Below are 15,403 nucleotides of genomic sequence, written 5' to 3' on the forward strand. Positions count from 1 at the left end.
CACGGCATAATGCAAAACAGGTTAAAAAAACTGTGCATTTATTTACCGGTTGTTTTTACAGGCCTGTTTTTGAGCGCCTGCGAAAACGATATAAACAAGGTAAAAGCAATAGCTGCCGCTGATGCTACCAAACCTATACAGATAACTACCGGGGCTAATATAATCCTAAGCGATTCGGCTTTGGTAAAGGCCCAGCTTACTGCCCCGCTGCTTATACAATACGATACCAAAGAAAACCCCTACCAACTAATGCCTAAAGGTGTTAAGGTTGTTTTTTACAATCCCCAAATAAAAGAAGATGCCAATATAATTGCCGATACCGGTTATTATTACAGCCAGAAAGACCTGATAATATTTAAAAAGAATGTAGTGGCAACAAGAAACGACGGCACTGTTTACCGGTCGGAAGAGTTGCTATGGGATAAGAATAAAAAACAGGCTTATTCAAACAAAAAAGTGGTAATGACAAAACCTAATGGCGATGAAATGAGAGGTACCAGTTTTGTAACCGATGATAAACTACAAAATCCCAAGTTTCAAAATTCTACCGCCATCATTCATGTCGATGGCAGCATGCAGCAATAACAAGCCCCTGAATTTTACGCAAATTTTTGTGTTATAGAATTTTAGTAAAAATTGTATCTTGCGCCTCTTTTTGAGAAATATAAAATATATATAGTTGTATGGGTATAATGAGTTTTTTGCGGGAGCGAATGGGAAAGATTCTCGCAGGGGTTATTGGATTGGCGCTTTTTGCGTTTATTGTAGGCGAGGTGGTACAATCAGGTGGTGCTTTTTTCAGGGGCGATGTTAACAACATTGGCCAGGTAAATGGCGAAAATATCCCTTATGTTAAATTTAGCGAAAGGTTAGAGCAAAGCACGCAGCAGTTTAAACAACAGTCTGGTCAAAGCCTTACACCTCAAATTACAAACTACATCCAGGAAACCACCTGGAACCAGTTTTTAACAGAACTATTGTTAAATAAAGAGATAAATAAATTAGGCCTTATTGTTGGGCCCGACGAAAGGCAGGCGATGATAAGCGGGAACAACCCCGATCCGCAGATACAGCGCCAGTTTGTTGGCGCCGATGGCCAGTACGATAAAACCAAACGCGATCAGTTTTTAAATTACCTGCAATCGCCTAAGGTTGACCCTACGCAGTTAAAAGCCTGGGCCGATTTTGTTATTCAGTTAGAAGAAGCAAAAAAACAGCAAAAATACATGGCATTGGTAACCAACGGCCTGTATGTAAACTCGCTTGATGCGCAGGACGATTATATTGCTAAAAATAAATTAGCGAATTTTAAATATACAGTACTTAATTATGCATCAATACCTGATGCTAACGTTAAATTAACTGATGCTGATTACAGCACCTATTATAACGAGCACAAATCGGAATTTAAAAACCCGCAGGAACTGCGCAGCTTTGAATACGTAAGCTTTAACGCGGCCCCGTCTACTGCTGATACCGCTGCTGTAAAAGCACAGGTTGATAAATTGGTAACCGACTTTAAAGCTACCAACAACGATTCGCTTTTTGTACAGATCAACTCTGAAACAAAAGCACAGCTTGCATACATGAAAAAAGGCCAGCTGGAGCCAAGGTTAGATTCTGTAATGTTTAGCGCTGATAAAGGTTTTATTTACGGCCCTTATTTATCAAACGGCAGCTTTAAAGTAGCTAAGCTTGTTGATGCGAAGATTGGCCCCGACTCTGTAAAAGCAAGGCACATTTTGTTAAACCCTACTACCGAAGGTGGTGTTGACAGGGCAGTTGCCAAAGCCGATTCGCTTAAAAAACTTATTGCAGCCGGCAGGCCGTTTGCCGAGCTTGCTAAAAACTTTTCTGTTGATAAAGTAGCTAACGAAAAAGGCGGCGACCTTGGCACTTATGGCCGTAACACAATGGACCCTGTATTTGAAGCCGCAACTTTTGACGCTAAAGTTGGCGACATAAAAGTTGTAACTACCCAATTTGGCGTTCATATCGTTCAGATCTTAGATCAGAAAGGCTCATCAAAAGTGGTTAAAGTAGCGGTGGTTGATAAACCATTATTGCCAAGCACCAAAACAACCGCCGCGGTTTACGCCAAAGCACAAGCTTTTTTAAGCTCATTAACGCCTGAAAACTTTGACGCGCAAGCTAAAAAAGCGGGCTTAACCATTAAAAATGCTGAAGATGTTAATGCTACCGCTGCAAGCGCATTAGGCTTAGATAACGCCCGCGAAGTTGTAAAATGGGCGTTTAAATCAGAAAAAGGCACTTTCTCTGACCAGGTGTTCTCTGTTGGCGACCAGTACGTGGTTGCACGTGTATCGGCTATAAAACCTAAAGGTGTTTTACCGTTAGATGTTGTAAAAAAACAAATTGAGCCGATGGTTCGCATCCAGGTTAAGGGTAAACAGCTTACCGATAAATTACAGGCTGCCTTAAACGGCGCTTCGGGTATTGACCAGGTTGCTCAAAAAGCAGGCAGCACGGTTGTTCCGTTACAAAACATTGTATTTGCTAACCCGGTAATACCAGGTGCAACAGCCGAGTATAAGGTTATAGGTACCGTATTTGGTTCGCAGCCAAATAAACTGTCAAAACCTGTAGCGGGCCAGCAAGGTGTTTACGTATTTACATTAGATAGCTTTACTAACCCTGCGCAGCTTACAAACAACGTTAGGGAGAAACAACAGATAGGCCAGGCGCTTGCACAACGCTCGCAAGGCCAGGTGCTTGATGCCCTGAAAGATAAGGCGAATGTAAAAGATAACAGGGCTAAGTTCTTGTAACAAAAATTTAAAGTAATTTTGCATCCGGCACCAACGTTATAGTTAGTGCCGGATTTTTTTATTTAAGCGGGGGTTATTTCCGCTCACTTTAACTTCCCAAAAGGAAGTCGTAAAAAAGTCTCCCCTATCGGGGGAGATTTAGAGGCGGCTAATTGCCGGATTTTTTTATTTAACGCATCATGGAAATACAGGAAAACATCATCAATAAAGTTGCGCAAAGCGGCCTGGTCACTTTAGACCCTGCCCAGTTTTATGCACCCGGCGAGCGCGTGGTTTATGATATTAAAGATAACCTGTTCCATGGCCTGATGCTGCGCGAGAAAGATTTCCGCGAGTTTGTAAAAACGCACGACTGGGCCCAATACCAGGGTAAAAATGTAGCGGTTACCTGCACTGCCGATGCCATTGTACCTGCCTGGGCATATATGCTGCTGGCAAACCGTTTGGCACCTTACGCCCGGCAGGTTGTTTTTGGTGATGCCGATGTATTAGAAACCGTGCTGTTTGTAAAAGAAGTTGCCGCGCTTGATGTTGAGCAATACCGCGACCAGCGCGTTGTTATCAAAGGCTGTGGCGATGTCCCCGTACCTGTATCGGCTTATGTAGAGCTAACACAAAGGCTAACACCTGTTGCAAAAAGCCTGATGTTTGGCGAGCCCTGCTCTACCGTACCTATTTATAAACGCAAGGATTAAACCGTGCCGCGGTAATTGCGTCTATATCAATCAAATGAAGAAATACTATTTAATCCTGATAATGCTTGCCTGCTTTTCGGCCGCGTTTAGCCAGGAAGTTACCAAAACAAACGAGGTTGCCTTCCAGGCGGGCGAACAGATAACATACAAATTAAAATACGGGATATTTACCGCGGCCGAGGCCGTTATTAAAGTAGAGAACAGCCCCGTAAAGTTTAACAACCACCCCGCGCTGCATATTTTTGCAGATGCCAAAACTGCCGGCACGTTTAACCTGCTTTTTAAGGTGCGTAATAAGTACGAAACGTTTATTGATCCGCACACGCTGATGCCGTACTACTATTCGGAACAACGGCAGGAAGGCAGCTACAAGCATAGCGATAAGGTTACCTTTGACCATGATAACGGTGTAATAACCGCCGATAAAGGAAAATTTCCTTTTAAAGGCAATGTATTTGATTTTTTATCGGCTTATTACTTTGCCCGCAATATTGATGTTTCTAAATTAAAGACCGGCGATAAACTAAACATGCGCTATTTTTTGGAAGACGGTATCCATACCATGACTATTACTTTCATCGGGCGCGAACAGGTGAAGTGCGGGTTGGGCACTTTTAACTGTTTAAAGTTTAACCCAACTATTATCCCCGGGCGCATCTTCAGAAAAAATAGTAAGCTATATTTGTGGATAACTGATGATAAGAACCGCATCCCCGTTAAGGCGCATGTAGAACTTGTTGTTGGCAGCCTGGTAATGGACCTTACGCAGGCCAGCGGACTTAAATACCCGCTAAACCCGGTAAAAAAATAAAACAAATGATCGAAGTAGGAAGCGTGTTACTGCACGAGGATGTTATCAAAAATAATTTTGTTTGTAATTTAAACAAGTGCAAAGGCGCATGCTGCCTGGAGGGCGACTCGGGCGCGCCGCTCAATCATGATGAACTACAGATCCTTGACGATATCTATCCAAAAGTAAAACCCTACATGACCGCCAAGGGCATTGCCACCATTGAAGAGGTTGGCACCTATGTAGTAGATTTTGAAGGCGATTACACCACCCCCTGTGTTGAGGTGAATAAAGAATGTGCGTATGTAATATGGGAAAACGGTATTACCAAATGCGCTATCGAAAAAGCATATGAGGAGGGTGCTGTTGACTGGCAAAAACCGATCTCGTGCCACCTGTACCCTATCCGTATCACCGCCTACCCCGAATTTGACGTTTTAAATTACGACCGCTGGAGCATTTGCAGCCCTGCCTGCTCTTTTGGCGATGAACTGCAGGTAAAAGTGCACGAGTTTTTAAAAGGCCCTCTTATTCGCAAATACGGCGAAGACTGGTACCGCGAGCTGGAAGATACGGTAGCGGGGATCTAATCTTTTTTCACCATACCGAACAACGAATTCCAAATATCCAATACCGAATTAAGAAGCTGCCGCGGGCTTTCAGCCCGTGGTGTAGCACAAAGTTAGCTTTCAGCTGATGTAAGCAGAATGCTTACATCAGGCAATATCACGAGTTACGCTACGCTAAACTCGCGACAGCAATAACTAAGAATATAGGTTCCGCTATTAGCCTTATAGCATTTGTCCATCATCATATACAAGCTTTTACAATTAATTTAAATAATATTGCAGTTTATAATATTTGTTAATGAAAAAGGCTTTAATAACGGGTATAACCGGGCAGGACGGTGCATATTTAGCTGAGTTTTTGCTAAAAAAAGGATACGAGGTGCATGGTATCAAACGCAGGTCGTCATCATTCAATACCGACCGCATAGACCACCTTTACCACGACCCGCACGAAAGCGGTGTTAAATTACAGCTGCACTACGGCGACCTTACCGATGCCATGAACTTAACCCGGCTTATCCAGGAGATACAGCCCGACGAGATCTATAACCTTGGCGCGCAAAGCCACGTTAAGGTAAGTTTCGATTCGCCCGAGTATACCGCCAACGCCGATGGCCTTGGTGTATTGCGCATATTAGAGGCCATCAGGTTATTAGGCCTTACCCATAAAACACGTTTATACCAGGCGTCCACTTCAGAGCTTTACGGTTTGGTGCAGCACGTTCCGCAAAGCGAAACAACGCCTTTTTACCCGCGGTCGCCATATGCCGTGGCCAAACTTTATGGCTACTGGATCATTGTAAACTATCGCGAAGCATATCAAATGTATGCCTGCAACGGCATACTGTTCAACCACGAGAGCCCTATACGCGGCGAAACGTTTGTTACCCGCAAAATTACCCGCGCGGTTGCCAAAATTGGCTTAGGCCTGCAGGATTGCCTGTATATAGGCAATTTATCGGCACAGCGCGACTGGGGCCATGCAAAGGACTACATTGTTGCCATGTGGCTGATGTTGCAGCAGGACAAGCCGGAAGACTATGTAATAGCAACAGGTGTTACCACTACTGTGCGCGAGTTTATTAAAATGGCTTTCGGCGAGTTGGGTATCGATATAGAGTTTAGCGGCAAGGATGAGAACGAGAGAGGTGTTATCATCGATATCGACCAGCAAAAAATTGAAGAGTTAGGCTTAAACGCCGATGCCTTAAAGTTTGGGCAAACCATTGTAAAGGTTGATCCAAAGTATTTCAGGCCTACCGAGGTGGACCTTTTGATAGGTGATCCGTCGAAAGCTAAAAAACAATTAGGCTGGGAACCCGGTTATGACTTGCAAGCCCTGGTTACCGATATGGTACACTCTGACCTGCACCTGGCAAAGAAGGACGAGCATATGAAAAAAGGGGGCTTTAAAACATTAAACTATTTTGAATAGCTTAATACAATAAAGTCCCACCCCTCCCGGCAGGGAGGGCTTTAAAAAAGTCTCCCCTGCCGGGGGAGATTTAGAGGGGGCTAAATTAGTTTACAATTAGCATTATTATGAAGAGAATATTTATCAGCATAACGCTTTTACTGATCACCGCGGGTGTTGCCCGTTCGCAATCGGTATATCAGCCGTACTCGTACGATTTTTACCAGAAGTTTAATGCCGATGCATATTCAACCAAAACCCGCCTGCATACCGCAATAAAACCATTTTTTGTAGATGACTCGCTGCTGATGCACCGCTACGATTCGATCATGAATTATGGCAGCGATGGTGCAAACACCAGCATATTATACCGCAAGCTGTTTAACGGGCATTTAGTTGATGTAAAAGGCGCAAACTCTACCTTTTACGCCGATCTGCTGCCGGATTTTAACGTTGGCCGCGATCTTTCAAACAAACGTAATACTTATTTAAGTTCGCTTGGCCTGCAATTTGGCGGTACAGTTGGCAAAAAGTTTTACTATAATGTATCGGGTTATTTAAACCAGGCCCGGGTGCCCGATTACCTATCTACCTACATCAGGCAGGTGGGCATTGTGCCGGGGCAGGCATATGCCAAAACATTTAACAGCAACGCCAACGATTACTCGTGGGAGTATATTACAGCTACAGCATCGTACACACCTGTTAAATATTTAAACATTAGCGCGGGGCGCGATAAAACCTTCATAGGCGATGGCTACCGTTCGATGCTGCTGTCTGATTACGCATCCCCATACCCATTTTTTAAATTAACAGCCAACCTTGGCAATGTAAAATATATGGCCATGTGGGCCTACTTTAATGACCCTGCCGGCACCAGCGACCGGAATATGGACCGTAACAAATGGGGTATATTCCATTACCTCGACTGGAACGTAAACAACCGCCTGTCGTTTGGCTTTTTTGATTCCATCATATGGAGCAACGTAGACGACCAGGGGCACACCCACGGTTTTGATTTCAGCTACATAAACCCGGTAATATTTTTAAGGCCGGTAGAAGCCGCTAACGGCTCGCCTGATAACGCGCTGATAGGCTTTACAACTAAATACAAACTAACCGATGGGCTAACCGCTTACGGCCAGTTTTCGCTCGATGAATTTACAGCTAAAGAATTTTTCTCGAACCCCGGTTATTCAAACAATAAATTTGGGTACCAGGTAGGTATAAAAGGTGCCAATTTGTTTGGGGTTACCAACCTTAATTACCTGTTAGAAACCAACACGGTAAGGCCATACACCTATTCGGAAAGGGCCAGTATATTAAACTACTCGGCCAACAGCGAGCCGCTGGCGCATCCCTGGGGGGCCAACTTCCGCGAGGTGGTTGCGCTGCTAAACTATTCGTACAAACGGTTTGACCTGATGGGCGAGGTTGATTACGGCCGCTATGGTTTGGATATGAATGGTATAAACTACGGCAAGGATATTTTTCAGAATTACACCACGCCATTAGCCAAATACGGTAACGTTATTGGCCAGGGCTTAAAAACAAATATGGTTTACCTGCAAGGCAAAGTTGGTTATATACTAAACCCTAAATACAACCTTAGGCTGGAACTTGGCGGCATTTACCGAACCGAAAAAAACAGCGACTTTAACAGCAAAACCGCAATGGTAACCTTTGGCGTGCGCAGCTCGTTCCGCCAGATCTATACCGACCTGGCCAGTTACAAAACGCATTGAAAAAATTCACACTAACAAAAAGGGAGCAAGATAATATCCGCTCCCTTTTTTGTTAATATCATTTTAAGGCTTACGCCTGTTTCATTTCGCCTTTTATGGCCCGCAAAAACTCGTTGGCGTGCTGCGATCCGATGATGTAAACAAGGCCATCCCTGTCGGTTAGGTGAATGGCGTCGTTGCCGGCCGCGTAAAAGCGAATGGTGCCTTTGGTATGCAAATTATATACCGGGTTGTTAAACAAATACCTGCTGTACGATCCCTTCTCTACCTTCACAATACTGTTCAGGTCGATCTTTACCCGGCGGGTGCTCCACAGGCCGTCGAGCAAAATACTTTTGTTAATTACCCGGGTGCTAAAGTGCAGCAGGAAACCCATTATAATGGATATGATGATGATAACGAAGCCTACGATGGCTAAAAGGTCGCCGTTGCGTTCGCGCTCGTCGGTAAAAAAATATGCAGCAAAACAAAACATAGCCAAAACCAGGCGAATGGTAATAGGTATCCACTCGCGGCCCAGGTATTGCTTTTCAATAAAAACCGATTTATCGCTCATAATTTATACAGTTCGAATATAGTAACTTTTTTAGTGTTATTACTTACTTTATACCTTTCGCTAAGGCGGTAACCACCTATCCAAATTATATCGCCATTACCGTTTACCAGTATTGGTATGGCGCTCTTTTTATGCAGCGGTATTTTTTCATGAATAAAAAAGTCGCTAAGCTTTTGCCGGGTCTTCATTCCCAGCGGATAAAAAGTATCTCCTTGTTGCCAGGCACGTAATTTTAACGGGTATATCAGCAATTCCGCATCCACCGATACCGCAAACGGGTTATCCCTGATGATCAGCGGGCTATGATCGTGCAGCAAGGTTAGCTTGTAACTGTTATAAATAACGCTTACATCATCCTTAATTATGGCAAACTCAGTATCGGCTTTATCTTTTTTGGGCGATATGATAAGCCGGCCCCTATCTACCACTAAAGTAAACGCGGTGCTTTCAAATATCCTGCCTGCATGCTTGCCCAAGGTGGTTAACAGGTCGTCAACCACTGTTTCGGTAAAGCCGTAACCTTGCAGCAGTTTAAAAAGCAGCAGCCGTTTTGGCGATAGCTTTTTTATCTCGTTTATAGCAATATGCACCTCATTACCCTGGTGTATAAGCAACCGTTTTTTCAGGGCATTCACCTGTTGGTTTAGCAGCATCTCCAAATCCCTGAAAATGCGCAGGTTGTTTTCAAAAGTAGCTTCCAGGCCGGGGTTCAGTTCTTTTAATAAAGGGATAACCTGGTGGCGTATTTTGTTTCTTGCATATTTTACCGAAGCGTTTGACGCATCTTCCACATAGTTTAAACCTTCGGCAGCAATAATTGTCTGTATTTCGTCGCGGGTTAAAAAAAGCAGGGGGCGCGCCAGCTTGCCGTTTTTGGGTAAAATACCATGCAACCCGGCTATACCTGTACCGCGCGTAAGGTTTAACAATATTGTTTCGATAGTATCGTTCTGATGGTGTGCAAGCGAAATGGCGTCATAACCTGCTGATAAGCTGATATCGTTAAACCATTGGTACCGCATATCGCGGGCGGCCATCTGGATAGATATTTTATTATCGGCAGCGTATTGCTGGGTATCAAAGTTAATGGTATGGAAGCTAACGCCCAATTGCGTGGCAAGCTGGCGGGTAAATTCCTGGTCGGCATCAGCTTCGGGGCCACGCAGCATAAAATTGCAGTGTGCTATGCCAAAGTTAAAACCCGCGGCCTTTAATAAGTGGGCCATTAAAACTGAATCCATGCCACCGCTTACAGCCGCCAGTATTTTGCCGGCAGGTGTAAATAAGCTATTTTGTTCAACAAAATCAACAAAGCGTTTTACAGGAAGCATACGCCAAAATTATTAATTTAATAACCCCCGCAAAAAACTAATTTTGCCATTGTGATAAAATACATTCTTAGTACATTTTTTATACTGATAACACTGGCCGTATCGGCACAGAAAAAATCTATTGTACACCTTATCGAGTCAAAAAGCAGCGAGCTTATCAAATTGAACGGCAGGAATGTTATTAAAGTTTATAAGGGTGTTTTTCAGCAGGATTATTCTATTATGCGGTCAGACAGCGCCTACTTCTACGCCGAGGATAACGCTTTTGACGCCTTTAGCAATGTAAATATCACCCAGGGCGATACGCTGAACATTTATTCGGATAAGCTTAATTATAACGGCAATACCAAAGTAGCTATCCTTACAGATAATGTAAAGATGATTGATAAGGATGCTGTTTTAACCACTAACTATCTTACTTATAACACAGCTACCCGCATAGGCACTTACACTGGCGGTGGCAAACTGATCAATAAAGACAATACCCTTACCAGCAAAAACGGTTATTATTTTGCTTTTTCGAGGGATTCTTATTTCCGCTACAATGTGGTTTTGATAACACCCGACGCCCTTATAAAAACCGATACCCTGCGCTACAACAGCGGCAGCCGGATAGCGTATTTTTACGGCCCCACAAACATTTACGATACCAAGGATAAGAAAGACACGCTTTACACCGAAAACGGCTTGTACAACACCGTAACCGAGCAGGCTTTCTTCGGCAAAAAAAACCTGTATAAACAGGGTACTAAAACGCTGACCGGCGATAGCTTGTTTTATGACAAAATAAACGGTTATGGCCGCGCTGTAAAACGGGTTACCTTTCATGACCGCGAACAAAACATAACCCTTAAAGGCGACCTTGCTACTTACTATAAAAAAGGCGAACGCACCGTAGTAACGCAAGACCCTTACGTAATTATTGTTACCGAAGAAAAAGATACCACCAAAACAGATACCGTGCATATACAGCCCGGCGTTAAACAAGCCGACCCCACGGCAGTTAAAGCTTCAGCAACTGTAAAAATGGCCAATGCACTTGCGGTTAAACCTCCCGCAGGTACTGCACCTGTTAAAAGCCTTCAATTACCGGCAGCAAAGGATATCGATAGCTTAACTAAAGTGGGCCAAGGCGCTTTAAACGCCAATAAGACCGCAGCGGCTAACGTGGTGAAAAAAGCGGATGCCCTTGCGGTTAAGCCCCGGCCCGGCGGTATACCTGTTAAACCGGGCACAGTACCGCTGCAAGTGATAACCGATAGCGTTGCCAAAACACGTGCGGAAAACCTTACAGCCGATGCCAGATCAGTTAAGGGAAAAACGCCGGCTAAAGGCGCGGGGCTATCTGCTTTCCCGATGGGAGATACTGTTGCGAAAATAAAACCGCCCGGGAAAAAAGTAAAACGCGATTCGATCTACATTTCTGCCGATACGCTGGAAACACAGATATTGACATACAAGGACCTGAAGATAATGCAGGAGCAGCAACGCCTGCTGAGTATACGCGATACTACTACAAAAGCTAAAAAGTTAAGCGCGGCCGAGCAAAAAAAAGCCGACAAGTTTTTGACCTTAAATGCGCCAAAGTGGATAAACGACACGCTACACCTGTACCGCAACTTTTTTGGGAAACCAAAGCCCGTACCTGCAGCAAGCGCACAAGGCAAAAATAAACTGAAAGATGATGCCGGCGCTTTCGGCACATTAAATAACAACCAACCGGCATCAAAAAACCCTGATGCGGAAGAGGTAGACGACCCTATATTTTTTACCCCGCCGGTTACCTTAAGCGATACGGCAAGGGTAAGGATCATTAAAGCCTACCACAGCGCCAAGCTTTTTAAATCAGACCTACAGGCTAAGGCCGACTCCATGTTTTATAGTTACAGCGACTCCACCCTACGCTGTTTTGTAAACCCTTTGATATGGACACAGGGTTCGCAACTTTCTGGCGATACCATAACCATGCAGATGAAGAATAAAAAGCTGGATAACCTTAATTTGTTCCCCTCATCGTTTATTGTAAATATTGAAAAGGGCGATTCCACAAATTTTAACCAGATAGCGGGTAAAAAAATGAAAGGTTTTTTTAAAAGCGATAAACTGGACCGCATGTATATAGTGGGCAACGCCGAGAGCATTTATTTTAGCCGCGATAGCTTGAAGAAAGTGGATGGCATGCAACGATCATTAAGCAGTAAAATGCGCATTTATTTTAAGAATGGCAGCGCATCAAATATTTTCTTTATCAGTAAGCCCGAGCACAGGTACGGCCCCTTAGCCAAGTTTACCGAGGATGAGCGGATATTGAAAGGTTTTATATGGAAGCCTAAAGAAAGGCCTGTTTCTAAAGAATCCATCATCCCATCATACAACAAAAAAAGGGCGCGTGCACAGGCGGCTGCCGATAAAAAAATCGCCGACGCCAATAAATTAAAATCCGCCAAACCGGGAGATAAGGCAAAAACAGATTCGTTACAAAACAAATTACCGGCAACCGATAGCACCAAAACAAGCGGGAGCAAAGCAGGTGAAGCTAAAACACCTGCACTAAAAGCCCCGGTGGTAAAAGCAAAAACGGATAGTGTTAATACCGGGCAGGCACCCGTTATTAAAGCGCCCGCGGTTAAACCCGGCCAGGATAGCACCACTAAAGGCAGCCCGGTACCTGTTACTAAAGCAGCTGCAGATACCGTTAAACGCAAAACACCCGGTTTTATTAAAGCGAAGAAGGATACTACGGCAACGAGGCCTTAAGCCTGGATTTTTAAAAACTGGATAAGCAGGTCAACCGCGCGGCCGCGATGGCTGATGCGGTTCTTTTCGTCCATGCTCATTTCTGCAAAGGTAATATCGTATCCATCCGGTTCAAATATTGGGTCGTAGCCAAAGCCGGCGGTACCGCAACGTTCTGTACGGATAGTTCCGTTTATTATCCCATCAAAAAAATATTCCTCACCATTCCATATTAAGGAAATTACCGTGCGGAAACGGGCCTTACGATTGTCTATGCCTTTTAGCTTTTCCAGCACTTTATCAATATTCCCCTCGTGGTTGCCATGGGTACCCGCATATCGCGCGGAAAAAATTCCGGGTTCGTTGTTAAGGGCTTCTACTTCCAGCCCGCTGTCGTCACCAAAACAATTAAGCTTATATTTTTGATAGATGTAATGGCTTTTGAGGGACGCGTTTTCGTTAAAAGTTAAGCCGGTTTCGGCAATGTCATCATGGCAGCCAATATCATTAAGGTTAAGCAGTTTTATTTTATCGCCTGCTTTGGCCTGTACCTCTTCTAACTTATGGGCATTATTTGTGGCAAAAACTAATTGCTGCATATTACAGGGTTTTCATGTGTTCCCAAAAGGTTTTCTTATTATCATTGCTGCTCATCATCTCGTCAAAGCTAAAGCTGTACAGCACATGTGTTTTCTTTCCCTGTAAAGGTTTATTAAGCGGCAGGTTACCAATGCCGTCCGGCATCGAATCGCTCCCCATAATTACCAGCCTGGTGGGTTTAAAATAAGCTGCAAGCGCGGCAAGTTTTACCGGGGCGTATTTGTTAACGTTTAAAATGGCTACGTCATCAAGCGATAATTCCTTACGTTTAAGGATACTCTCTAAAGCAGGGAGGTGTGCTGCCGCGATATGTTCTTCATTGGGGTAATTAACCAGCACCAGGAAGTTTTTATTGTTTTTACCCAGATAATTAAATTCGGTATCAGCCGTTTGTACAGTTGGCTGGTGTGTAGTTGAGGTAGCCTCAATGGGTGCCGGCTGCGCTACGGGCTGTTCTGTTATAACAGGAGTAGCAGGTTCCGCAGCTTCGGCTACCGCTAATGTGGTTTCTGCGGCGGGTTGTTCTGCCGGGTCTGGTGCATTTTCAACCGCAGGGGGTATCAGCAGTGCTTTATCTGCTGCAAGCAGGTAAATTTCGTCGTGCATAATGTAACGGAAGGCCTGCGGGTTATCAACTTTCATATTTAACATATTTTAACCAAAAATACCTATTCCTGTTGAAGCATTATAAGCATATTCGTACTACGGCTTAATTATACATTATTATTAATAAATTTTACCGAAATTTGCATTTTTAACGGATAAACTATCCGTGATATTAGTTAACAATTACATGAGAAAAATCGGACTGTCCATTTTAACCTTTTTTATATTTCTGTCATTTGCCCAGGCCCAGGTACGTACACTTGATAAAATTGCGGCTGTTGTAGGCGGCAGCATCGTCCTTCAATCAGATATCGAGCTGCAATATGCACAATACCTGGTAAGCGGCCAGCGCCCCAACCCAAGTGTTAAGTGCCTTATCCTTCAAACCCAGCTAACACAAAAATTACTTGCCCAGCAAGCAGTTATTGATAGCGTACAGGTAAAAGACGAGGAAGTTGACAGTGAAGTTGACCGCCGTATGCGGTCTTTTATACAACGCGCGGGTAGCCAGGACAGGTTAGAGCAATTTTTAGGCCGTTCGATAATTCAATATAAAGACGAGATGCGCCCGGACATTAAAGAATCGCTGGTGGCGCAGCGTATGCGGGCAAAGATCACCGAAAAAGTGAACACCACGCCGCAGGATGTAAAAAATTACTTTGAAACAATGGCTAAAGACAGCCTGCCTACTTATAACAAAGAGGTTGAAGTTGGCGAGATCGTTTTTTCGCCTAAACTGATCAAAGAAGAGAAAGAATTTTACAAGCAAAAAGCCGAAGAATTAAGAGCAAGGATTAAAAAAGGTGAAGATTTTGGCACATTGGCAAGGCTATACTCGCAAGATCCGGGTTCTGCTCCGGAGGGTGGCGACCTTGGCTTTTTTGACCGTACGGCAATGGTAAAGGAGTTTACCGCGCAGGCGTTTAAATTAAAAACCGGCGAAATATCCCCTGTATTTGAAACCGAAAACGGGTTTCACTTTTTACAAGTGATAGAACGCCGCGGCGAGCAGGTACATGCACGCCATATACTGGTAATACCAGCCATTACGCAGGCAAGTTTAGACCGCTCAAAAGTTACTGCCGATAGTGTTTATACCCTGCTAACAACAGCCAAAAGCTTTGATTTTTCGAGCGCTGCGGCATTTTATTCGGATGATAAAGAAACTAAGTTTAACGGTGGCATGATGTTAAATGCTGAGAATGTTCAAACACGTTCTACCTACATCCCAACTGATAAGCTTGACCCGCAGGTTGCCTTGCTTACCGATACCATGAAAGTAGGTTCGATATCGAAGCCGGCATTATTTACCGACCCGCAAACAGGCAAAAAAAGCTACAAAATATTGTACCTGAAATCGGTTACTAACGCGCATAAAGCCAACCTTGAACAGGATTTTGCCAAACTGAAAGAGGATGCTACTAACCAGAAACTTACCCGTACCATAACGCAATGGTTTGATAAACGCCGTAAAGAAACATTTATTAAAATTGATCCCGAGTACCAGGATTGCCCGCCTTTAAAAGGCTGGGTATCTGCTGAAACCACCGCCCAAGCCAAAACGGAATAATA

General features: G+C 44.0%; 13 protein-coding genes. 9 read left to right on the plus strand and 4 right to left on the minus strand.

Features of this window, described 5'->3' with window-relative positions:
• The first annotated feature begins 9 nt into the window (after window positions 1–9).
• The 7 genes from lptC (at window position 10) to EWM62_RS17440 (ending at window position 8,002) form a co-directional block, all read left to right on the plus strand.
• Window positions 10–585 carry an LPS export ABC transporter periplasmic protein LptC gene (gene lptC, locus EWM62_RS17410; RefSeq protein ID WP_129877958.1) on the plus strand — a complete coding sequence of 192 codons (576 nt, stop codon included), beginning with the start codon at window positions 10–12 and terminating at the stop codon, window positions 583–585.
• Between the two features lie 107 nt (window positions 586–692).
• The gene (locus EWM62_RS17415; RefSeq protein WP_262708482.1) at window positions 693–2,789 is read left to right on the plus strand and encodes a peptidylprolyl isomerase; all 2,097 of its coding nucleotides are present in this window, start codon (window positions 693–695) and stop codon (window positions 2,787–2,789) included.
• A gap of 179 nt (window positions 2,790–2,968) precedes the next feature.
• Window positions 2,969–3,484, plus strand: coding sequence for a DUF2480 family protein (locus EWM62_RS17420; RefSeq protein WP_129877960.1), 516 nt, complete (start codon window positions 2,969–2,971; stop codon window positions 3,482–3,484).
• 34 nt (window positions 3,485–3,518) lie between these two features.
• Window positions 3,519–4,295: a DUF3108 domain-containing protein gene (locus EWM62_RS17425; RefSeq protein ID WP_129877961.1), complete on the plus strand. Its 777-nt coding sequence runs from the start codon at window positions 3,519–3,521 to the stop codon at window positions 4,293–4,295.
• Window positions 4,296–4,300: 5 nt separating this feature from the next.
• On the plus strand, window positions 4,301–4,864 hold the full coding sequence (locus tag EWM62_RS17430; protein WP_129877962.1) for a DUF3109 family protein: 564 nt from the start codon (window positions 4,301–4,303) through the stop codon (window positions 4,862–4,864).
• A gap of 277 nt (window positions 4,865–5,141) precedes the next feature.
• Window positions 5,142–6,278, plus strand: a complete 1,137-nt coding sequence (gmd, locus tag EWM62_RS17435; RefSeq protein ID WP_129877963.1) for a GDP-mannose 4,6-dehydratase — start codon at window positions 5,142–5,144, stop codon at window positions 6,276–6,278.
• 107 nt (window positions 6,279–6,385) lie between these two features.
• Window positions 6,386–8,002 carry a gliding motility protein RemB gene (locus EWM62_RS17440; protein ID WP_129877964.1) on the plus strand — a complete coding sequence of 539 codons (1,617 nt, stop codon included), beginning with the start codon at window positions 6,386–6,388 and terminating at the stop codon, window positions 8,000–8,002.
• Window positions 8,003–8,072: 70 nt separating this feature from the next.
• Here EWM62_RS17440 and EWM62_RS17445 read toward each other — a convergent pair whose 3' ends face one another.
• Window positions 8,073–8,558, minus strand: a complete 486-nt coding sequence (locus tag EWM62_RS17445; RefSeq protein ID WP_129877965.1) for a hypothetical protein — start codon at window positions 8,556–8,558, stop codon at window positions 8,073–8,075.
• A complete protein-coding gene (tilS, locus tag EWM62_RS17450; RefSeq protein ID WP_129877966.1) occupies window positions 8,555–9,889 on the minus strand; it encodes a tRNA lysidine(34) synthetase TilS in 1,335 nt (444 codons plus the stop codon). Before tilS ends, EWM62_RS17445 begins: the two co-directional genes overlap by 4 nt.
• 51 nt (window positions 9,890–9,940) lie before the next feature.
• Between tilS and EWM62_RS17455 the strand changes: the two genes are divergently transcribed.
• A complete protein-coding gene (locus EWM62_RS17455) occupies window positions 9,941–12,646 on the plus strand; it encodes an OstA-like protein (protein ID WP_162499865.1) in 2,706 nt (901 codons plus the stop codon).
• Here the strand turns inward: EWM62_RS17455 and EWM62_RS17460 are convergent.
• Together EWM62_RS17460 and EWM62_RS17465 are read right to left on the minus strand one after the other, a co-directional pair.
• Window positions 12,643–13,224: a non-canonical purine NTP diphosphatase gene (locus EWM62_RS17460; protein WP_129877968.1), complete on the minus strand. Its 582-nt coding sequence runs from the start codon at window positions 13,222–13,224 to the stop codon at window positions 12,643–12,645. The two genes, EWM62_RS17455 and EWM62_RS17460, sit on opposite strands and share 4 nt — an antisense overlap.
• Before the next feature lies 1 nt (window position 13,225).
• Complete coding sequence (locus EWM62_RS17465; protein WP_129877969.1) at window positions 13,226–13,867, minus strand: hypothetical protein; 642 nt, start codon at window positions 13,865–13,867, stop codon at window positions 13,226–13,228.
• A 151-nt stretch (window positions 13,868–14,018) separates the two neighbouring features.
• On the opposite strand from EWM62_RS17465, the gene EWM62_RS17470 reads away from it, so the two are divergent.
• A complete protein-coding gene (locus tag EWM62_RS17470; RefSeq protein ID WP_129877970.1) occupies window positions 14,019–15,401 on the plus strand; it encodes a peptidylprolyl isomerase in 1,383 nt (460 codons plus the stop codon).
• Window positions 15,402–15,403 lie beyond the last annotated feature (2 nt).

Source organism: Mucilaginibacter terrigena (assembly GCF_004168255.1).
In the GTDB taxonomy this organism is placed as follows: Bacteria; Bacteroidota; Bacteroidia; order Sphingobacteriales; family Sphingobacteriaceae; genus Mucilaginibacter; species Mucilaginibacter terrigena.

Excerpts from the sequence above, each read along its gene's own strand:
- EWM62_RS17445 (WP_129877965.1), bottom strand. The coding sequence starts at position 8,558 with ATGAGCGATAAATCGGTTTTTATTGAAAAGCAATACCTGGGCCGCGAG.
- EWM62_RS17460 (WP_129877968.1), bottom strand. The coding sequence starts at position 13,224 with ATGCAGCAATTAGTTTTTGCCACAAATAATGCCCATAAGTTAGAAGAG.
- EWM62_RS17420 (WP_129877960.1), top strand. The coding sequence starts at position 2,969 with ATGGAAATACAGGAAAACATCATCAATAAAGTTGCGCAAAGCGGCCTG.
- EWM62_RS17430 (WP_129877962.1), top strand. The coding sequence starts at position 4,301 with ATGATCGAAGTAGGAAGCGTGTTACTGCACGAGGATGTTATCAAAAAT.
- EWM62_RS17440 (WP_129877964.1), top strand. The coding sequence starts at position 6,386 with ATGAAGAGAATATTTATCAGCATAACGCTTTTACTGATCACCGCGGGT.
- EWM62_RS17470 (WP_129877970.1), top strand. The coding sequence starts at position 14,019 with ATGAGAAAAATCGGACTGTCCATTTTAACCTTTTTTATATTTCTGTCA.
- EWM62_RS17425 (WP_129877961.1), top strand. The coding sequence starts at position 3,519 with ATGAAGAAATACTATTTAATCCTGATAATGCTTGCCTGCTTTTCGGCC.
- EWM62_RS17415 (WP_262708482.1), top strand. The coding sequence starts at position 693 with ATGAGTTTTTTGCGGGAGCGAATGGGAAAGATTCTCGCAGGGGTTATT.
- EWM62_RS17465 (WP_129877969.1), bottom strand. The coding sequence starts at position 13,867 with ATGAAAGTTGATAACCCGCAGGCCTTCCGTTACATTATGCACGACGAA.
- gmd (WP_129877963.1), top strand. The coding sequence starts at position 5,142 with ATGAAAAAGGCTTTAATAACGGGTATAACCGGGCAGGACGGTGCATAT.
- lptC (WP_129877958.1), top strand. The coding sequence starts at position 10 with ATGCAAAACAGGTTAAAAAAACTGTGCATTTATTTACCGGTTGTTTTT.
- tilS (WP_129877966.1), bottom strand. The coding sequence starts at position 9,889 with ATGCTTCCTGTAAAACGCTTTGTTGATTTTGTTGAACAAAATAGCTTA.